This is a genomic window from Paenibacillus sp. FSL R5-0810, from assembly GCF_038002285.1.
Taxonomy (GTDB): domain Bacteria; phylum Bacillota; class Bacilli; order Paenibacillales; family Paenibacillaceae; genus Paenibacillus_AQ; species Paenibacillus_AQ lactis.
Genome location: NZ_JBBOCF010000001.1, coordinates 6,484,153 through 6,503,955 on the forward strand (window position 1 = coordinate 6,484,153; position 19,803 = coordinate 6,503,955).

The following is a 19,803-nucleotide window of genomic DNA, read 5'->3' on the forward strand; positions in this document are numbered from 1 at the left end:
TTCCGTATTGACGTTTGGGTGAAGGTACCCACATAATGATGGCATTGCGAGCAGCAAGTACAGGAGGCGTGAGAAATGACGGAAACCAAGCAGTCTTGGATCGAAGTATACGGTCACGGAGGCGATATCGAGACGGCCGCAGCGAGGTTTGGACAAAGGGCGGAGGCTATTCTCGACTACAGTGCCAACATTAATCCATTAGGCCCTCCGGTGGAAGTTATCGCAGCATTGCGGGATGGTCTGGGAGCGGTCATTCGTTACCCCGACCCGGGGCATCGCCGGTTCAAGGCGATGCTTGCCGAGCATGTGGGGGCCGGGACCGAGAATATTCTGGTCGGAAACGGTGCCGCGGAATGCATGGCTCTGCTCTTGCTGGCACTAAGGCCTGAGATTGTCGGCGTTGTCGATCCCTGTTTCTCGGAATACCGCGAATTGGCTCTTAAGTTCGGAGCGGATATACGCTCCGTAAGCGGCGAGAAGGAAGGGGCATGGCGCGCGTCCAGCCGGCGGATCATGGAGCTGTTGTCCGGCTGTGACCTGGTGTTCCTGGGTCAGCCGAACAACCCGAACGGCGTACAGTACAGCTTGGAAGACATCCGGGCAATCGCAGGGGAGGCGCAGCGGCTGGGTACGTGGCTCGTGCTGGATGAAGCGTTCATGGATTTCATTCCGCATGGAGAGAGGCAGACGCTGCTGCCGGAGCTGTCCTCTTATTCAAGGACCGTCATTATAAGATCGATGACCAAGTTCTATGCGATACCGGGACTGCGCCTCGGTTATGCGGTCGGCCATCCGGACGTCATCCAGTCCATGTCAGCCATGCAAGTGACATGGAGCGTCAACGGACTGGCCCTGTTGGCAGGGGAAGCCTGTCTAAGAAGCGGCAGCGAGTATGAGCGGCGAACCCTGGAGCTGATTCATGGCGGGCGTTTGAGGCTGACCGACGGGCTGCAGGCGCTCGGTGTGGACGTGACGCCAGGGGAAGTCAACTATTTGCTGGGAGAGCTGCCGACCGGTTGGACGGCAGCGGCATTTCAAACGGCAATGGGCATGCGCGGTGTCCTGATTCGCAGCTGCGCCATGTATCCCGGACTGGGAGAACGCCATTTCCGCCTGGCTGTAAAGGATGGGGAATCCAACAGCAGGCTGCTGCAAACCGCTGCGGAAGTGCTCCAGGGCTCGTCTCGGCCGGAGGCGTAAAGGGCGGCGCCCTACGTTCCACAGTGTCGAGGCAGCAAGCCTAAGCTTGCGTTACCTGAGGGACAATCGGGTTCGAAGAACAGATTTGTATCTCGAATTCACCAGTCTCCTTCGAATACTGCAGTGATGGCGAGGAACGAGCCAAGCGGGTGGGGAATATGGACAACCAGCCCTCCAAGCATGCCCTACCATGCATCGTGCACACAGGGAGAAGTATGAACGATCTTTAAACTCCCCGTCACTTCGCAGTGACTTTAACCGGGGAGCCATTTCAAATGTTTAGAGCAGGGAGAGAGAGACGTGGCAGTACCTTTTTTGCACATTACGGAGCCATGCAGTTATTCGTCCGCCGTATGGCCCGGCCTGATCGTTTCATCCGAGGGCTACCCGGAGCACCCGCATATCCGCATATCGCTCCCGCAGCCGGCGGATGCCTTGGGCAGCGCGGTGTATGGCGGAGGCTATGCAAGACTGAATCATATCGTTAACCGGTATGTGGACCGGCGCTACGATTGCAGTGATCCCGTGAAGGACATGCACAGCTTCATTCGCGGCTGCGGATACCCGGAGGATGCGACGGCCGGGTTATTAACCGCCGTCCGGCTGAAATATGCGTCAATCTGGGAGGAGGGCGGCTCCCAGGCTTCCATTCTGTGCTGCTCGACGGCCGGAACAGGCAATGCCGCGCGGGCAGGCATCAGCCGGACCACCTTCGCCGCCTATCAGCCTGGCACGATCAATATCATGCTGATGATCGACGGGCGGATGACGCCTGCCTGCATGGTGAACGCGATCCTGACCGCTACGGAAGCGAAAGCGGCAGCGCTCGGTGATTTGGGGATTGCAGATCACGAAACCGGGGCTGCTGCTACCGGGACGACGACCGATGCGATCGTGCTCGCCGTCAGCGGGAATGAAGCCTACGGGGTGGAACACCGCTATGCCGGCACCGCAACCGACCTCGGCGGCATGATTGGACGCCTTGTGTATAACAGCGTTACGGAAAGCGTTCGAACAGAAAGAGAAGAGCGGTTATGACAGCGGTCTGGATCCTATGGGCGGCCGTTGTGATCGATCTGCTGATCGGTGATCCCAGATGGCTTCCGCACCCCGTCATTGGCATAGGTAAAGCGATCCGTGCAGTGGAGAAGCGGATTCGCACCCGTACCCAATCGCCGGCAGGATTGAAGCGGGCCGGCATTCTGCTCCCGCTCATTGTTGCAGGCGGGGCGTATGCGATTACGCTGCTGCTCCTGCTGCTGTGTGCCTCTATTCATCCTTGGCTGGCCGCAGGCGCAGAGGCGGTGCTCATTGCGACAACCATTGCCGTAAAAGGACTGCGCGATGCCGGCCTTGAGGTGTACGGCCATCTTCGTGCCGGAGACCTTCCGGCTGCCCGCCGCTCGCTGGGCATGATCGTAGGAAGGGACACGGCCCATTTGGATGAGCCGGAAATCGTACGGGGTACGGTGGAGACGGTGGCGGAAAATATCGTCGATGCGGTCATCTCCCCGCTGCTGTATGCCCTCATCGGCGGGGCGCCCTTGGCGATGGCATACCGGGCGGTGAACACGCTCGATTCGATGGTCGGCTATAAGAATGAGAAATACGAGCATCTTGGCTGGGCATCGGCCCGGCTGGATGATGTCGCCAACTGGATTCCCGCCCGGCTGACGGCGGGGCTGGTGGCGATCTCGGCCGCGATGCTCTCCTTGCCTTGGCAGAAGTCCATCGCTACCGTCCGAAGAGATGCGAGAAAACACCCGAGCCCAAACAGCGGATTTCCGGAATCGGCGGTGGCCGGTGCGCTCGGCATTCGCCTTGGCGGGGAAAATTCTTATCAAGGGATCGTCTCGTTCCGGGCGTATATGGGAGATCCGGAGCGGGCGCTGAATGCGGAGGACATCCGCATCACGACCCGGCTGCTCCTCGCGGCTTCGGTGATTTTTACCGTGATCGGCACCGCCGTATTGGCGATCGTTATCGCCGCAGGCGGGGGAGCATGGGTATGAGGGAGCCGAAGGATATCGTAAATGCAAACGATGAGGACGTGGGACTGGATGCGATACAAAGCAATAAGGCAATTGACGCAAACGCCGCATTGGAAGCGATCGATGCGGATCAGGCTAAAGCCTTGAACGAAGCGAACGACGTGAATGAGGCGATAGACGCGATTGATGCAAAAGACGCAAAGGACGCAAAGGACGTGAAAAATGCACATCCTGCACACTTTGCATACCATGCGGAGGATAAGGGGGATATTCAGCTGCTTGAAAAAGATACGAGTCCGCTGCAGGTTGTCCTGCACCTGGTCCGCCACGGCGTTACGCGGTGGAATCAGGAGCGGCGGTACCTCGGCCATGAGGATCAGGGCGTGATATCCGCGGAGCTGGAACGGCTGGCCCCGCTGGCGCGGCGGCTCCAAGGCCTGCAATGGGCACGCATATACTGCAGCGACCTGCTCAGATGCAGGCAGACCCTTCGCTATTTGCTGACCGGTAACGAGGTTCAAAGTGCCGGTTTAAATGGCAATACGGAAGTTTTGCCAATTCCGGGAGCGGTGTATGACAGCAGGCTGCGTGAGCTTCATTTCGGCGAATGGGAGGGGAAAACCTACGAGGATTTGAAGGGAAATCCTTTATATCGCCGCTGGATTGAGGACCCGGCAGCTGTTACTCCGCCGGGCGGAGAGAGCTGGGAAGCCTTCGCGTCCAGGATTCAGCATTTTTTGGCGGGATTGCATCAAGATATGTGCCGCAGCTTTGAGAGGGACGAGGACGGTGAAGCCAGAGGACGGGATTCCCAAAGAATTCCCGACCTGCTGGTCGTCACGCATGGCGGCGTGATTCGCCAGATTGCGGCGGCTACGGTTCCGGATACCCCTTTTTGGAGCTTGCGCATCCTGCCGGGTGAGGAGCTTAGGCTGAAGCTGGCCTGGAACGGACTGGGCTGGCAAGGCGAGATCATGAGCTGACAGCCCTGCCATACCCGTTGGCAAGGACCTTGGGCAATCCACAAGAAAGCATCAACGGATCTCCAGATCAAGATGCAAAATATGCTGGATGCCCTGCACGCCCATGACCCGGTATCCCCTGTCACGAAAGCCGGCTTGAAGATAGACGTGACGGGCATGCTCATTGCGGGCGTTTACCGCCAGGGCAATCTCGTTCACTCCCGGCAGTCGCGAGCGAATAAATTCGGGCAGCAGGCGCATGGCAGCCTGGCCGTAGCCCCGCCCCTGCTCCTTGTGATCAACGGATAGGGCGCGAAGGAGCACGGCGCTTTGGTTCGGCGTATAACGGGCGATACGTTCCCCGCGATCCAGGACGAAGAAGGCGACGGGCTTATCCGCCGCGAGCAGAACGACCGGCAGCTTGTCCTCCGTGGGCGGATAACCGTGCTTCTTCATCGCATCGTCCGGAAGCAAAGTGAATCTTCGCTGGTGCTCCGGGAGGGAGAATTGACTCAGCGCGGGAAGATGCTCGGGTTCCAGAACGGTCAGACGAAGTCTCTCCGGCTTTTGGTTTGAAGGAATTTTCATCACGGATTCACTCCCCGTTTTCAAAAAGATGTGATTTCAGGCGAATAATGAACGATAACGAGAACTATCAGTACCATTATACTCGAAGAATGGGATAATCCTTTAGTTGTAAGGGCGGGGGTTATCCCCTATAATCGTGTTCAGAGAAATCCAGCTTGGCTATATAAGCATGATTCATATGATTTGCGAGGGTCCTGGACAGGCAGCCGGGTATTGACGGACTGCCATTCGGGTTAATAGGGAAGCCGGTGCAAATCCGGCACGGTCCCGCCACTGTGAAGCAGGAGACTCCTCCTTAATGCCACTGGGCGCTGATGCGCTTGGGAAGGCGGAGAAGTCGTTAGGCCTGTAAGTCAGGAGACCTGCCCTCGGCAATGAATGACGGTCCTTCGAGGAGAGGATTACGTTCACTTGGACCCGTTTTGATCGCGGGAGCGGCAGGAGCTGTGGAGGTACAGCTTTCCGGCAATAAGCCGCTTTGTTGATGATCAATGCTATATGTTCGCAGGTGTCCTGAAGCTGAAACGTAATCCCCGATTCCTTATTCGTCAAGGAATCGGGGATTTTTGCTGGAGAACGAGAAGGCAATGCCAGCCTCCTGATTCCCGCTCCGGGGAAACACCGGTATTCCTCTTCCTAACGGATAGCAGGGGTACCCGGAGGTTTAGGTCCCGGCGGAACCAGCCGGTTCTCCTTATACATGCGAGGACAGTCGTTTTCATACCCGGTAAGGATCGGAATTGAAGTTGTGAAATATGCAGGCTAGGGTTCTCAATGATGACGTAGGGGGAAACAAGAAAATGAAAGCAATGTTGAAATCATGGTCCGTCTTGATCGTGGCGATGCTGATGGCGCTGTCGCTGATCGCCTGCGGTAACGCCGAGGATGCCGCGCCGAATAGTGCGCCTTCGGAAACGCCTGCCCAGCAGGAGAAGCCGGCTGAACAGCCTGCGGAGGAGCAGGGTGCGCTGAAGACGCAGTATCCGCTCACCGTTAAGGATGCGACCGGAACGGAGGTCACCTTCGAGAAGGCGCCGACCCGTATCGTATCCCTGGCTCCGTCCGAGACGGAAAAGCTGTTTGCCCTCGGGCTGGACGAGGAAATCGTAGGCGTGTCCGATCTGGATGATTATCCGGAAGCCGCGAAATCCAAGCCGAAAATGGGAGGCTTCCAGGTGAATGAAGAGGCTGTAATCGCAGCCGAGGCCGATGTCGTGTTCAGCGCGTCGATGAATGCGGAAAACGCGGAGAAGCTCCGCGGGATGGGCGTGAAATTGTTCGTTAACGATCCGTCCACGATTGAAGAAGTCATGTCTTCCATTACGCTGGTCGGACAAATTACCGACCGTCAGGAAGAAGCGCAGGCTGTGGTCGGGCAGATGCAGCAGGAGCTGGCAAGCGTTACGGAAGCGGTGAAATCCGTGAAGGAAGAGGACAAGAAGAAAGTGTACGTCGAGTTCTCGCCGGGCTGGACCGTCGGCAAAGGCGAGTTCATGGATGAGATGATCACGCTGGCCGGCGGCGTCAACGCAGCCGGGGATACAGAGGGCTGGTTCGAAATTAGCGAGGAGAACATCATTGCGGCGAATCCGGATGTCATTCTGTATTCGAGCAATGTTGTCGACGAAGCCACCAAGAAAACGCTGGACCAGATGATTAAAGAGCGCGACGGTTGGGATCAGATCGAAGCGATCAAGAACGACCGGGTCATTGCGATGGACGATAATCTGCTGAGCCGTCCGGGGCCGCGCGTCACGCAAGGTTTGATTGAAGTGGCCAAAGCCGTTTATCCGGAACTGATGACACCATGAGACAAAAACTGGCGGGTTACGGAACGGCCGGCATTGTCCTGCTGCTGTTGACTTTGATCGTCAGCCTCGGAATCGGCTCGGTCCACCTGCCTGTTAGCGAGATTGGAGCGATGCTGCTGCATCGGCTGCCTTGGCTCGGCGATGCGATCGTCCCGGGCTGGGAGGTATCCTCCGAGCAGATTTTAATGAAGGTGAGGCTCCCGCGCATTCTGCTGGGAATGCTGGTCGGCGCCTCGCTTGCGGTGGCAGGAGCGGCGTTTCAAGGCGTGCTGCGCAATCCGCTGGCTGATCCTTTTACGCTGGGCGTGTCTTCCGGAGCAGCGCTAGGAGCGGCGTCCCTCATTTTTTTCGGAATGGAGTATTCCTTTGCCGGAGGCTACACGCTGCCGTTGGTTGCCTTTCTGACCGGAGCGGGTACGCTGTGGGTCGTTCTGCTGCTGGCACGGGATCAGGGGAAGCTGCCGGTGCACGGACTCATTTTATCCGGGGTCGTAATGCAATCCTTTCTCGGCGCCGTCGTTTCCTTCTTAACGGTGATGTCCAAAGACACGGTGAACCAGATCCTGTTCTGGACGATGGGAAGCTTGAGCATGCGCGGATGGTCCTACGTGGCCATCCTTTTCCCGTATTTTGGGGTAGGGCTTATTTATTTGTGGAGCCGCTCGCGGGCTTTGAATCTGCTGTCGCTCGGCGAAAGGCAGGCTGCCCATATGGGACTGAACGTTGATCGGCTGAAGACCAGCGTTCTGGTTGTAGCTACGCTTCTTGCAGCCGCGGCCGTATCGGTCTCGGGCGTGATCGGATTTGTGGGACTGGTGGTGCCGCATATGATCCGGCTCATGACGGGCTCGGATTATCGTGTCATTATTCCGATATCCGCGCTGGGAGGCGCTATTTTCATGGTGTGGTGCGATACGGCGGCGCGATCCGTGCTCGCTCCGACTGAAATTCCGCTCGGGGTGGTCACTGCGTTTATTGGCGCTCCATTCTTTGCGTACTTGCTCTACCGGAACAAGAAGCGGCGCAGGGAGGGATTCTCATGATGATCGTTGCCCAAGGGCTGTCGAAGGCCTATGGCCGCACGCAGGTATTGTCGGAGGTCGAGCTTCGGGTCCGAAAAGGCGAATGGTGGGGCATCATCGGGCCGAACGGCAGCGGCAAGTCTACGCTAATGCAGCTGCTGTCCGGTGTGGAGCGGCCTTCCAAGGGAAGTGTTCGGCTTTTGGACCGCGATATCGGAAGCTATAGCCGCAAGGCGCTCGCCCGAATTATTGCCGTGCTCCAGCAGGAGGGACTGGACCCGACTGATTTTACAGTACGGGAAGTGCTCGAGATGGGGCGTTATCCATTCCTGAACTGGCTTGGTCGGGAGGAGCAGGATGCGGCACCCCTGATTGATAGCATCATGGAGAAGCTGGAGCTTCGCGATATTCAGGAGCGGCGTCTTACGGAGCTGAGCGGCGGCCAGCGGCAGCGGGCTGCGCTTGGCAAGGTGATGGTGCAGGAGCCGTCGCTCTTGATGCTGGATGAACCGACGACCTACCTCGATATTCATTACCAGCTTCAATTCATGGAGATGGTGGATGCTTGGAGACAGACGACGGAAATTACCGTAATCAGCGTCCTGCACGATTTGAATCTGGCCGCGCAGTTTTGCGATAAGCTGCTCGTGCTTCATGAGGGGCGCGTTGCAGGAATGGGGTCACCGGAGGAAGTGCTGACCGAGGCGTATATCAGCCGGATATTCCGGGTCATGCCTTCCGTCGTCAAGCACCCCGAGAACGGCGCGCCGCAGGTGCTGCTCACCGCGAACCGGTCGAGAAAATAAGGACCGGCAAGCCTTGTCCTTGCCCGGAGCGCACGGATTCGGATAAAGTAAAAGCAAGCGAGATAAGTAAAAAGGAGGCTTCGTGCATGAAGGAGCTCATGGACCGATTGACGCGATCGGTTGGAACAATCACCGCGCCCGATGCTAGGGCGCAGGCGGAAGCCGCCGCCTATTTGGACAAGCTGACGAAACCTCCCGGGAGCCTTGGCAAGCTGGAATCGCTGGCGATTCAGCTCGCGGGAATTACCGGGACGATCAAGCCCTCATTCGAGAAAAAGGCCGTCGTGGTCATGGCTGGTGACCATGGGGTGTGCGAGGAGGGCGTCAGCGCCTTCCCGTCGGAAGTAACGCCCCAGATGGTCATGAATTTCCTGAACGGCGGCGCTGCCGTCAACGTATTGGCCCGTCAAGCGGGCGCGGACGTGCTGTGCGTGGATATCGGCGTTGCGGCTGACCTGTCCCATGAACGTCTCCTTTCCCGTAAAATTAATAAAGGAACGAAAAATATTGCAAAAGGGCCTGCGATGACGAGGGCGGAGGCGGAGCAGGCGATTCTGACCGGCGCCGAGGTAGCCGCCGAGCTCTACTCCCATGGAACCCGGGTGTTCGTGACCGGGGAAATGGGGATCGGCAACACGACGCCGAGCGCCGCCGTCTTCGCGGTTCTGTCCGGCAAGCCTCCGGCTGAGGTCGTGGGGCGGGGAACCGGCGTTAGCGACGAGCGGCTGATGCATAAGATCCGCGTTGTCGAGCAGGCGATTACGGTCAATCGCCCCCTGGCGGAAGATCCGGTGGATGTGCTGGCCAAGGTCGGCGGGTATGAGATCGGCGGTCTGGCCGGACTCATTCTCGGCGCGGCGGCCAAGGGTTGCCCTGTCGTTATCGACGGCTTCATATCCAGTGCAGCCGCTCTGATCGCTGCGGCGATTTGCCCCGAATCGCGTTCCTATATGATCGCTTCACATAATTCGAAGGAGCGTGGACATGCCCTGCTGCTGCAAGCGCTGGAACTGTCTCCGATGCTGCATATGGACATGCGTCTTGGCGAAGGAACCGGGGGCGTGTTATGCCTTCATATGATAGAAGCCGCCTGCCGGATTATGAGCGAGATGGCAACCTTCGAAAGCGCGGGAATAAGCGGAGGCGAATTATGAACCCATTAAGCTCGCTCGTAACGGGAGGCGCCCGGAGCGGCAAGAGCTCGTTCGCCGAGAAGCTCTGCATGAAACGGTCGTCCTCGGGCCTTTATATTGCGACGGCTCAGGCGTATGACGATGAAATGAAGGAACGGCTTCGGATTCATCAGGACAGGCGCAGCGATGCGGATTATCGCTGGGAGACGGTCGAAGAGCCCGTCGCCTTGCCGGAGCTGCTCGAAACGCTCGGCCAATCGGCATCGGATGCGCCAGCGGTCGTCGTGGATTGCCTGACGCTGTGGCTCACGAACGTGCTGCTTCAGGTCGAGCCGGAAGGAGCCGCGGCTATGGAGGAACGGCTGCAGCTGGATATCGGCAGGCTGGCCCGAGCCGTTCAGACGTATCCCGGAACGGTGATTCTGGTAACGAACGAAGTGGGATCGGGGATCGTCCCCGAGTACCCGCTCGGCCGAATATTCCGCGATTGGGCTGGGATGATGAACCAGCGGCTGGCACGGGTCTGCCATGAAGTATTTCTCGTAACCGCGGGGATTCCGATGGAAATCAAGAGCAGGGAGTATCGAATATGAACAGGATAATGGAAGCGGCTGCGGCCGCTTTTCAATTTTTATCAAGGTTTCCGATCCGGCGGGAGATTCCCTTTACCCCGGAGGTTCAGCAGCGAAGCGTTGTCTTTTATCCGCTGGTAGGGGGCGTGATCGGCCTGACAGTGGCACTGCTGGGGTGGGGATTAAGCTTAGCTCTCCCGGTCTTTCCGGCATCGGTTATCACATTGACCGTCTGGGTGGGGCTGACGGGCGGTCTTCATCTGGACGGATGGATGGACAGCGCGGACGCCCTCCTTAGCCATCGGTCGCGGGAGCGGATGCTCGAGATTATGAAAGACAGCCGGGTTGGGGCAATGGGGGTTATCGCCTGCACGCTGCTTCTGCTGCTGAAGGCTTCGCTGATTCAATCGATTTTTGAGCTGTCGGGCGGGGACTTGAAGCAGGAAGCTCTTCTGCTTGTGCTCGCACCCGTCTGGAGCCGTTGGTTTATGGTGCACGCAATGTACCGCTGGCCTGTAGCAAGAGGCAGCGAAGGGCTGGCTGCATTGTTCAACGGATTATCCAGCCTGCGGAGGCTGCAGGCCGGCTTGATGGCGGTTCTGGTCACGCTCGGGGTCATCGTCATGCTGGGGCTGGTCACGGATTCAACACATCTTTGGATCACCGGATTAGCGGCACTCGTTCTTGCGCCGTTCCTTACCTGGTTGATTGGAGCGGCCGTAGCAGGACGTATGAGCCGGCGCCTCGGCGGCCTCACGGGAGACACCTACGGCGCATTGAATGAACTGCTTGAAGCAGCCGTTCTGTTATTTGTGGTTCTGCTCCTCCAGCATTGGGGATAGGATAGAAGTAAATGAATTTATCTTGGTAATCCGATCTGTATAATCGAATTGATCGGATGCCGGGAGCACCAATTTCCGATAAGAATCGGGAAGAACGGGTAATGTAATGTTTAGAGTGGGCGGTGAGTTGGAAATGAATACATACTAGCGCACTTATCCCCACAAGGATGGTACAACTTAATCCGAAATGAGAATGGAGGAAGCAAAGGATGGAAACGCTTTGGGTCGTTATCAATGTCCTTGTTTTGATTCTGCTGGTCGGTATTTTGTACTGGATGCAGAAAAAGCATTACTCGTTTACCAAGCGTGTCTTCGCGGGCTTGGGTCTGGGCGTTCTGTTCGGCGTCGTTCTGCAGCTCGTTTACACTTCTGACTCCGATATCGTGGCCGATTCAGCGGATTGGTTCAATTTGGTCGGCTACGGCTACGTCCGGCTGCTGCAGATGATGGTCATTCCACTGATCATGGTATCGATCATCTCGGCTATCACCAAGCTGAAGGGCGGGCGCAATCTCGGCAAAATGAGCGGGCTCATCATCGCCGTGCTAATGCTGACGACCGCGGTGGCCGCGACCGTCGGGATCACGACCGCGCTGTCCTTTGATCTGTCTGCGGTCAACATTCAGGGCGGAGCGGCAGAGGAGGAGCAGGGCGCACTGCTGCAGGAGCGGCTTGGAGACATCGAGGATCGTACGCTGCCGCAGCAGATCCTTGATTTCATACCGAGCAATCCGTTTGAGGATATGACGGGCGCGAGAAGAACGTCCACGATCGCGGTCGTTATTTTCTCGGCCTTCATCGGGATTGCCGTGCTTGGCCTGGACCGGAAAAATAAAGAGCAGGCCGATACGTTCCGCGGCATCATCTCCTCGGTCTATGGGGTTGTCATGCGCATCGTGACGCTTGTGCTTCGCCTGACGCCTTACGGCATTCTCGCGTTGATGGCCAAGACCATCGCGACGACGAATCTGCAGGTTATTTTGAACCTGATTGATTTTGTCTTGGCTTCCTACGTGGCGTTGATTGTCATGTTTATTGTCCATCTTGTGCTGCTCGCCTTGTTCGGCTTCAATCCGTTTACGTATGTGAAAAAGGTCTTCCCGACGCTGACGTTTGCGTTCACCTCGCGCTCCAGCGCGGCGACCATCCCGCTTAACGTCCAGACGCAGAGCAAGAAGCTCGGCGTATCGGAGGGGATCGCGAATCTGTCCGCATCGCTTGGCGCCACGATCGGGCAGAACGGCTGCGCCGGCATTTATCCTGCCATGCTGGCCGTTATGATCGCACCGACCGCCGGCGTTGATCCGACCTCATGGTCCTTCATCCTGACCTTGATCGTCGTCGTCATGATCAGCTCATTCGGTGTCGCCGGCGTCGGGGGCGGGGCTACGTTCGCATCGCTTATCGTTCTCTCCACGATGAACCTGCCGGTAGCGCTGGCGGGACTGCTGATTTCTGTCGAGCCGCTGATCGATATGGGCCGGACGGCGCTGAACGTCAATGATTCCATGACGGCAGGCGTCATTACGGGGAAAGTGATGAATGAAGTGGATAAGGATGTATATAACGATAAAAACATTCAACTAGATATGGTCCAGTAGTAAACGCTCAGGGATTCAACAGCCATCCTGGGATGTCTCGTACCGTGCATCGTGCATAGCGGGAAAAGCAGAGCAGTATCCAAAGTAAAAAAAAGGCCATCCGGCAAGGCGAAGATAACGCCTTGCCGGATGGCCTTTTTGTCGTATGAAGGGCTATTCGTTCAATAGCTTAGCTAAGGAGCGGACCTGGATTACCCGATGACGGTCAGCTCCTTCGGAAATGTGGTTAGCACCAGGGCGCCGGTCTCGGTAACAAGGACATCGTCCTCGATGCGTACGCCGCCGACATGTTGTACATATACGCCGGGCTCGATGGTAAACACAGCGCCGGCCTGCAGCACATCCTCGTTCAGCCCATGCACGGACGGGTATTCATGGACATCCATCCCGAGGCCGTGACCAAGGCGATGAACGAAGGCGGGGCCGTAACCCGCATGCTCAATGACGGTTCTTGCCGCCCGGTCGATCGATCCGTATGTAACACCGGGTTTCACCGCCTGAATCGCGGCTTGATTCGCGGCCAGAACGGTATCGTAGATGCGAACGGCATCCGGCTTCAAGTCGCCGACAGCAAAGGTACGGGTTATATCCGAGGCATAGCCGCCCGCATATACGCCCAGGTCGAACATAAGCAGATCTCCCGCTTCGATCCGTCTGCCCCCCGGCACGCCGTGAGGAAGCGCCGTGTTTGGCCCGGACAGCACCATCGTCGCGAACGAAGGGGCATCCGCTCCGAGCTTCTTCATCAAATATTCCAGCTCGGCCACAAGCTCCAGCTCGCTAACGCCGATGCTTGCCTTTTTCAAGCCTTGCCGCAGCACCTCTTCCACCAGCTTGACGGCATGCTTGATCAGCGATACCTCCTCCGGCGATTTCCGCACCCGCAGCTCGCGAAGAACGGGACCGGCATCCTTGAAGGCAGAGGCGTCCACATGCTGCTGCAGCTGCTCGAAGCGGGAGACGGTCAATTGCTCCTTCTCCACAGCCACCGTGCCGGCAGAGCCGCGAAGGGAGCGCTGAAGCACAGCATACGGATTATCGGTATCCTGATGCGTCACGATGTTCTTGACGGACGATGCCGCCTCGGCAGCGGCGGCATCCAGGGCGGGTACGATCAGGACCGGCTCGCTCCCTGAGGAGAGGAGCAGGCCGAGAAAACGCTCATGGGGATCGCTGGCAAATCCGGTCAAGTAATAGACATGCTTGGGATCCGTGATCAGCGCATGATCCCAGCCGTGCGAATTCATGGATTGGAGCAGCGTGTTTAAACGTTCATTCATCAGGGTTCATTCCTTTCATGGTAACAACGGTCGTATAGCTACTAATGTAAGGGTATATCGTTCGGCTGCCGAAGTAAAGTTTCCCTTTATGAGAGCTAGTCCTTTCTATATAATGATCCATAGTTAGAAATTACATAATGCTGGAAGGAGTACTTATTCATGGATCCGAATCCGTTTCAAGAGAACGGGCAGATGCCGCCGCATGAGCCGGGGAAGCAGAAGAGCTATTCGCTGAAACCACCGGTTGAAGGGCTTGGGGGCTGGCTGGTCCTCGTTCAGATCTCCATTTATTTTTCATTGATTACGATTACCGCCCTGCTCATTACGAATGTGCTGCCGCTTTATGAGTCCGAAGTCTGGGATGTGCTCACAGATCCGTCATCTCCTTATTATGACGCCATGCTGGCCCCGCTAATTCTGTTCGAGACGGTAATGAATGTTTTATTTGTGATTGGCCTCATTTTTGCATTGTTCCTGATGTACGGCAAGAAAAAGGCATTCCCGAAATTGATGATCGGCTATATTATCGCCAGCCTTTTGTTCGGCATTGCAGACTTCGCCGTTGCCAGTCAAATCGAACTGCTGGCCGAGACCGACGACGGGCAATCTGCAACCCAAATTGTCCGCTCCATGATTTATGCCTGCATCTGGATTCCGTATTTCATCCGGTCCGAGCGGGTGCGCAACACATTTGTAAATTAATCCCTGATCAGAAAAATAAGGCGTAATCCCGCTTCCTCCTGTACAATAGACCTCATAGCAGTCATCGTCATCACAATCTGACATTCAACATTCATCGACTCGGAGGTAGCACATGACAGCGCATCAATATCAGATCGATTATGCCGTAATGGAGGATTTGCCGGCTATTGTCGACATCTACAATTCTACGATCGAAAGCCGAAAGGTTACCGCCGATCTGGAGCCGGTGACGGTGGAGAGCCGCATTCGCTGGTTCGAAGAGCACAGCGAGGACCACCGTCCGCTGTGGGTTATGCGTTTTGGAAGCGAAATCGTCGCCTGGATGAGCTTTCAATCCTTTTACGGGCGTCCTGCTTATAACGGAACAGCCGAAATCAGCATCTACGTGAATGAGAAGTTTCGGGGGATCGGCGCGGGCAGCATCCTGATCGCCAAGGCGCTGGAGGAATGTCCGCGGCTTCGCGTCAGCAATCTGGTCGGATTCGTATTTGGCCACAATGAGCCCTCCCTTAAGCTGCTCCGGAAATTCGGCTTCGAACAGTGGGGGCTTCTCCCGGGCGTTGCCGAGCTGGACGGGGTTAAGCGGGATCTTGTCATCGTGGGCCGTTCGGTTTAAGCCGGCATCCGGAGGATTGGCGTATTGAAAGCCTTCCTGCATGCAGTGAGGCTCCTGCCCGGCAGGCGATCCTGGCTGCATCAACGATCCAACCCTTTATCCGGCAGGACTGTTCCATGCGAGTCATGGGCAGTCCTTTTTGTTGTTTTTTTATGTAGATGAAATTCGTCACGTTGACAGCCAGCAGGATGCAAGCCGCTTCATTCCTTCGTCGATCTCTTCCTCCAGAAGACCGCCGAACCCGACGATGAATGATCTGCGATCCGTTGCCGTGCAGCTACGGGTGTCAGGGAGCCACGTATAATCCGCAGCGCTTACGCGGATTCCCGCGTGTTCGGCCAGGGTCTCGAGTTCATGGGCGGACAGCGGATGCGTGATGGACAGCATGAGATGAAATCCCGCTCCATTCCCGCTAATGACGGCCCGTTCTCCGAAGTATCGCTGGATCGAAGCAATCAGGCGATCATGCTTCTTTCTGAGCAGCATCCTCATTTTGCGGAGATGCCGGTCTACATAGCCTTCTTTCATAAAGCGTTCGAGGGCCAGCTGCTGCAGTCTGGAGGCGGTGCATTCCAGGAACAAGTGGAATTTCAAATGATGGTATGCCGGCAGCAGGACTGCGGGCAGTATCATATAATGGACCCCGATCGCGGGGGACAGAACCTGCGAGAACCCGCTCATATAGATGACCCGGCCGTCGGACCGGAGGCCCTGCAGGCAAGGAATGGGCCTGCCGTAATACCGGAATTCTCCGTCGTAGTCATCCTCGATAATAAACCCTTCGGTCTCGTGAGCCCATTGAAGCAGAGCCAGCCGCCGCGAGATCGGCATGGTGACGCCGGTCGGGAACTGATGCGATGGCGACACCGTTACTAGCTTGACCCCGCTCCCTTGAAGGTCTTCATGGCGGATGCCGTCCTCGTGCACGGCCAACGGCATGACCTGAAAGCCGTTTTGCCTGAACGCTTCGGGATACTGGGGATAGCCCGGGTTTTCAACGCCGACCCGGTCCCCGTATGGGCGTAGCAGGCGGCAGATGATATCCAGCAGAGGATAGGGATCCGAACCGATAATGACCTGCTCGGGCGTGCATTGAACCCCGCGCACGCTTTTTGCGTAGGCTGCAATTTCACGGCGAAGGCCCTCTTCTCCCTGTGGATCGCCGTAAAACAGCATCTCCGCTGCGCACTCCTCCTGCAGGCATCGGCTGTATGCTTTCCTCCAGGCTGCGATGGGAAAATGACGATACTCATTTTTGGACATATGAAAATCAAACGGAAAATGATGATGTCGCTTGAGCTTCGGGCCGTTCGTCGGGGGCGGTGCTGCCGGGAGCGGAAAGATATCGTCCGGCGTCTGCACAAAATACCCGCTTCGCGGTCTGCTGACGATAAACCCTTCGGCGAGCAGCTGCTGGTAAGCCATTTCGACGGGCGTCGTGCTGATTCCAAGAAGCTCAGCCAGCTTGCGAACGGAGGGCAGACGGGCTTGATTGAGCCATCGGCCGGCGATAATCTCCCGCTTCATGTACTGATACGCCTGGACGTACAGTGGCGCGGAGGAGCCCGCGAGAGCGGACATCATCTCTGTTTGGTGGATCGGAACCTGAATCTGTTTCATGCAAAATCTGTCCCTTTTATAGATTCAAAACTGTATATTCAGCTATGGTCAATTCATTGATATAGTATAAGGGATTTAAGCTGGAAACAAAACAGGAGGGCACATTTAATATGAGCATACCATCCACGTTATGGAACCCTCGGCCGGTACGTTTGCTGGAGGGAGAACGGGTGTATCTAAGACCCGTATCGGCTGAGGATGCCGAAGGATATTTTCAAATGCTGTTCAACCCGGAGATCAGGCGGCTGACAGGGACCCGGCGGGCATTCACGCTTGAGGAGGTCCGCCGGTATATCGAGGCCAAATCAGGGGACAATGCAGCCGTGCTGCTTCTGATTGCGCTTCGGGATAACGATGCGGTAATCGGCGATATTGCGCTGCAGGACATCGATCAAGTTAACCGGAATGCCAACTTGCGGATTGCGATTGATTCGGAGCAGCATCTCGGTAAGGGATACGGACCGGAATCGATCAAGCTGCTGCTGGAATATGGCTTCGGCATTCTGAATCTTCACCGGATTGAGCTCCAGGTGTTCGATTACAACGGGCGGGCGATCAAAGCCTATGAGAAGGTGGGCTTTAAGAGAGAAGGCGTGCAGCGGGATGCGCTGTATTTCAATCACCGCTACCATGATTCAATCTGGATGAGCATGCTGGAGGATGAATATCGAGAGCGTTACTGCCCGCAATGACTAGCGTGGGAGAGAACGTTAGGGAACAGCAAAAGGAAGCAGGAGATGCGCAGAGGGCAAGGATTGTTCCGAAATGCAAATCTTCGCCGGATCTCTCCATACCCATAAGACGGAAGCTTTCGCTAAACTAGGGATTATCACGTCATGCGAAAGAAAGGAATGAAAGTTTCATGGGATCGAAGCTTCGGATCCATCAGGCTGACGGCTGTGATTTGAACGCTGTCGCAGCTTTGTTTAATCAATATCGCATGTTTTACGGTAAGCCGGATGATGCGGCCGGAGCGGCCCGGTTTATCGGGGAGCGGCTAGAGCTGCGGGACTCCGTCATCTTCGTTGCGGCTGCATTTCAGGAGCCCGCAGACGCCGCGTGGGAAGCTGCAGGCTTTGTGCAGCTGTATCCGTCCTTCTCTTCCCTTTCGATGTCCCGGTTATGGATCTTGAACGATCTTTATGTCGCGAAGGAATTCCGGGGGCATGGGATCGGACGGATGCTGCTTAATCAAGCCAAGGAGCACGCTGTGCGGTCAGGGGCCGCCGGGCTTACATTGTCAACCCATCCCGGGAACCTCGCTGCGCGACGGCTCTATGAATCGGCTGGATACGTGGAGGACAGCGAGTTCGTATGCTACAACCTCTCGCTGCAGAATACAGCCAGATAATGCATTCCTCTCGAGCAAACGACGGCGGCGTCCTGAATTAGGACACCGCCGTTTTTAGGTAACGTTACAGTTATTGATAAATCGATTTTAGTTTCCGAAATACCTCGATTCGCGCGATTTTCAGCACCCACATCTGGTCGAGCAATTTACGCTGCATGCTCTCATCTTGGGTTGCCTTCAATTCGGCGTACAGCTGGTGCATCCGGTTGTTGATTTGATCGATGCATTGCCACAGCTCTTGCTCGGAATATTCCTCTTTGTCTGAGCACATCTCCGGCGGTTCCTGCATCTGCTTCAGCGTACTGATAATTTCGGCTTGCCAATGCTCATCACCCAAACGAATTGCCAGATTCAGAAGATCGAGATAGTCATCGAGGGATAATGAGGCGTGCTGCATATTATGATAATGCATGTGAACGTCCCCCTTAATGTACGCTTTGTGTTTTACCAAGTATTATACTGGGAATTGTAGTAATTTCAAGCGGCAATTGGGATGCCCCCGGGTAAAATGTATAACGCTCGCCTATTAGAGCTATAGTCATTGCGTCTTGGACGTGAGCTTCAGGATGGAGTAGGATGGAGGGAACAGCGACAGTTTTTGGATAAGGGTGAGTTTTGTGATTTCTTCTTTCTTAACTACGATGGTCGGCGTGTTCCTGCCAATCTCTTTGCCCGTGATCGGCGGTGCGCTGCTGAAACGGTTCAAGGGACTTGAGACGAAGGCGCTCTCGGCCCTGTCTCTCTATGTCATGAGTCCGGCACTCATCTTCGAAACCTTGGCGAATGCTTCCATAACCTCTGGCGAAGTGAACGTCACGATCATTTTCTGTCTTTTGAATGTTGTTGTGCTCTGGCTTCTCAGTTCGTTAGCCGGAAAAATGCTCGGTCTGTCCCAGACGGAACGGTCCGGTCTTGCACTGACCACGATCTTTACCAACAGCGTGAATTACGGTCTGCCGCTCGTTCTACTCGCTTTCGGACAGGCAGGTCTTGATAAAGCCTCCGTCTATGTGATCGTACAGATTATCATTATGAATACGCTAGGCGTTTATTTGGCGGCGAGATCCCATTTCTCGGCAGCCAAAGCCGTAAAATCCGTCTTTACGCTTCCTTCGGTATATGCCGCTATGCTGGCTGTGCTCATTCGCGTGACCGGATTCGAGCTTCCTCAAGGACTGGATACGGGAATATCGATGCTGTCAGCCGCTTATGCCCCGCTGGCGCTGGTGATCCTGGGGGCACAGATGGTTGGCGTTCGTGACAGCGATGCAGCCCGTTCGGTATCGAAGATCGGATTCTGGTCCGGCATGAGCATGCGGATGCTCGTCGCCCCGCTTGCGGCGTGGGGACTGCTGGCCGCATTGTCGATCAAGGGAACGCTGTTCGCCGTCATCCTCATCCTGTCGGCCATGCCGGCAGCGGTTAATGCCGTCATTCTGGCGGAGGAATATGATGCTGCGCCAAAGCTCGTATCGCGCTGCATCCTATGGACAACTCTGGCGTCCTTCATCTTGCTGCCTCTTTTGATCGGTATTCTATAGACGCATAAGGATGGCCTTGCAGCCTGGTTCAAGCCGTGCACGCGCGTGTAATGAGTAGTAAGCTTCGAGAGCATTCCAGCATCTTACGCATGCGTAGAACGGATGGAGGTGGAGATGATGAGCAGGCGCGTTGATCGCGATGTAGAAATCGAAACCCGTAACGTG

General features: G+C 56.2%; 20 protein-coding genes and 1 riboswitch. Of the genes, 16 read left to right on the forward strand and 4 right to left on the reverse strand.

Going from position 1 to position 19,803, the window contains the following annotated elements; genetic code table 11:
- Positions 1-75: 75 nt before the first annotated feature.
- From cobD to MKX76_RS29090, 4 genes are all read left to right on the forward strand, one after another.
- On the forward strand, positions 76-1,200 hold the full coding sequence (gene cobD / locus MKX76_RS29075; protein ID WP_341034992.1) for a threonine-phosphate decarboxylase CobD: 1,125 nt from the start codon (positions 76-78) through the stop codon (positions 1,198-1,200).
- Between the two features lie 300 nt (positions 1,201-1,500).
- Positions 1,501-2,238 carry an adenosylcobinamide amidohydrolase gene (locus tag MKX76_RS29080; RefSeq protein WP_028403728.1) on the forward strand — a complete coding sequence of 246 codons (738 nt, stop codon included), beginning with the start codon at positions 1,501-1,503 and terminating at the stop codon, positions 2,236-2,238.
- Positions 2,235-3,212 (forward strand): adenosylcobinamide-phosphate synthase CbiB, encoded by a 978-nt coding sequence (cbiB, locus tag MKX76_RS29085; RefSeq protein WP_341034993.1) that lies wholly within the window; start codon positions 2,235-2,237, stop codon positions 3,210-3,212. Before MKX76_RS29080 ends, cbiB begins: the two co-directional genes overlap by 4 nt.
- Entirely contained in the window at positions 3,209-4,174 is a 966-nt protein-coding gene (locus MKX76_RS29090) for a histidine phosphatase family protein (RefSeq protein WP_341034994.1), read from the forward strand. The genes cbiB and MKX76_RS29090 overlap by 4 nt, the downstream gene beginning before the upstream one ends.
- 51 nt (positions 4,175-4,225) lie before the next feature.
- Here MKX76_RS29090 and MKX76_RS29095 read toward each other — a convergent pair whose 3' ends face one another.
- Entirely contained in the window at positions 4,226-4,741 is a 516-nt protein-coding gene (locus tag MKX76_RS29095) for a GNAT family N-acetyltransferase (RefSeq protein ID WP_341034995.1), read from the reverse strand.
- 172 nt (positions 4,742-4,913) lie between these two features.
- Positions 4,914-5,125, forward strand: a riboswitch (cobalamin riboswitch).
- 416 nt (positions 5,126-5,541) lie between these two features.
- Between MKX76_RS29095 and MKX76_RS29100 the strand changes: the two genes are divergently transcribed.
- The 7 genes from MKX76_RS29100 to MKX76_RS29130 all read left to right on the forward strand — a co-directional run bounded on the left by MKX76_RS29100 (position 5,542) and on the right by MKX76_RS29130 (position 12,528).
- Positions 5,542-6,552: an ABC transporter substrate-binding protein gene (locus MKX76_RS29100; RefSeq protein WP_007127204.1), complete on the forward strand. Its 1,011-nt coding sequence runs from the start codon at positions 5,542-5,544 to the stop codon at positions 6,550-6,552.
- Positions 6,549-7,595 (forward strand): FecCD family ABC transporter permease, encoded by a 1,047-nt coding sequence (locus MKX76_RS29105; protein WP_341034996.1) that lies wholly within the window; start codon positions 6,549-6,551, stop codon positions 7,593-7,595. The genes MKX76_RS29100 and MKX76_RS29105 overlap by 4 nt, the downstream gene beginning before the upstream one ends.
- Positions 7,595-8,380 carry an ABC transporter ATP-binding protein gene (locus MKX76_RS29110; RefSeq protein ID WP_341035085.1) on the forward strand — a complete coding sequence of 262 codons (786 nt, stop codon included), beginning with the start codon at positions 7,595-7,597 and terminating at the stop codon, positions 8,378-8,380. The genes MKX76_RS29105 and MKX76_RS29110 overlap by 1 nt, the downstream gene beginning before the upstream one ends.
- Before the next feature lie 86 nt (positions 8,381-8,466).
- Positions 8,467-9,534, forward strand: coding sequence for a nicotinate-nucleotide--dimethylbenzimidazole phosphoribosyltransferase (cobT, locus tag MKX76_RS29115; RefSeq protein ID WP_213613755.1), 1,068 nt, complete (start codon positions 8,467-8,469; stop codon positions 9,532-9,534).
- Entirely contained in the window at positions 9,531-10,106 is a 576-nt protein-coding gene (gene cobU / locus MKX76_RS29120; RefSeq protein WP_341034997.1) for a bifunctional adenosylcobinamide kinase/adenosylcobinamide-phosphate guanylyltransferase, read from the forward strand. The genes cobT and cobU overlap by 4 nt, the downstream gene beginning before the upstream one ends.
- Positions 10,103-10,927 (forward strand): adenosylcobinamide-GDP ribazoletransferase, encoded by an 825-nt coding sequence (cobS, locus tag MKX76_RS29125; RefSeq protein ID WP_341034998.1) that lies wholly within the window; start codon positions 10,103-10,105, stop codon positions 10,925-10,927. The genes cobU and cobS overlap by 4 nt, the downstream gene beginning before the upstream one ends.
- Before the next feature lie 209 nt (positions 10,928-11,136).
- A complete protein-coding gene (locus MKX76_RS29130) occupies positions 11,137-12,528 on the forward strand; it encodes an L-cystine transporter (protein WP_007127210.1) in 1,392 nt (463 codons plus the stop codon).
- Positions 12,529-12,719: 191 nt separating this feature from the next.
- Here the strand turns inward: MKX76_RS29130 and MKX76_RS29135 are convergent, their stop codons facing one another.
- The gene (locus MKX76_RS29135) at positions 12,720-13,808 is read right to left on the reverse strand and encodes a M24 family metallopeptidase (RefSeq protein WP_007127211.1); all 1,089 of its coding nucleotides are present in this window, start codon (positions 13,806-13,808) and stop codon (positions 12,720-12,722) included.
- A 159-nt stretch (positions 13,809-13,967) separates the two neighbouring features.
- Here MKX76_RS29135 and MKX76_RS29140 point away from each other — a divergent pair, with 159 nt between their 5' ends.
- Both MKX76_RS29140 and MKX76_RS29145 read left to right on the forward strand, forming a co-directional pair.
- Positions 13,968-14,510: a DUF2569 domain-containing protein gene (locus tag MKX76_RS29140; protein WP_341034999.1), complete on the forward strand. Its 543-nt coding sequence runs from the start codon at positions 13,968-13,970 to the stop codon at positions 14,508-14,510.
- A 112-nt stretch (positions 14,511-14,622) separates the two neighbouring features.
- Positions 14,623-15,126: a GNAT family N-acetyltransferase gene (locus tag MKX76_RS29145; protein ID WP_007127213.1), complete on the forward strand. Its 504-nt coding sequence runs from the start codon at positions 14,623-14,625 to the stop codon at positions 15,124-15,126.
- Positions 15,127-15,294: 168 nt separating this feature from the next.
- Here the strand turns inward: MKX76_RS29145 and pdxR are convergent, their stop codons facing one another.
- Positions 15,295-16,746, reverse strand: coding sequence for a MocR-like pyridoxine biosynthesis transcription factor PdxR (gene pdxR / locus MKX76_RS29150; protein WP_341035000.1), 1,452 nt, complete (start codon positions 16,744-16,746; stop codon positions 15,295-15,297).
- Between the two features lie 110 nt (positions 16,747-16,856).
- Here pdxR and MKX76_RS29155 point away from each other — a divergent pair, with 110 nt between their 5' ends.
- Positions 16,857-17,438, forward strand: coding sequence for a GNAT family N-acetyltransferase (locus MKX76_RS29155; RefSeq protein ID WP_341035001.1), 582 nt, complete (start codon positions 16,857-16,859; stop codon positions 17,436-17,438).
- Positions 17,439-17,608: 170 nt separating this feature from the next.
- A complete protein-coding gene (locus MKX76_RS29160; protein WP_251535521.1) occupies positions 17,609-18,097 on the forward strand; it encodes a GNAT family N-acetyltransferase in 489 nt (162 codons plus the stop codon).
- Between the two features lie 70 nt (positions 18,098-18,167).
- Here the strand turns inward: MKX76_RS29160 and MKX76_RS29165 are convergent, their stop codons facing one another.
- Entirely contained in the window at positions 18,168-18,509 is a 342-nt protein-coding gene (locus MKX76_RS29165) for a hypothetical protein (RefSeq protein ID WP_341035002.1), read from the reverse strand.
- Positions 18,510-18,714: 205 nt separating this feature from the next.
- On the opposite strand from MKX76_RS29165, the gene MKX76_RS29170 reads away from it, so the two are divergent.
- Complete coding sequence (locus tag MKX76_RS29170; RefSeq protein WP_341035003.1) at positions 18,715-19,638, forward strand: AEC family transporter; 924 nt, start codon at positions 18,715-18,717, stop codon at positions 19,636-19,638.
- The last annotated feature ends 165 nt before the right edge of the window (positions 19,639-19,803 follow it).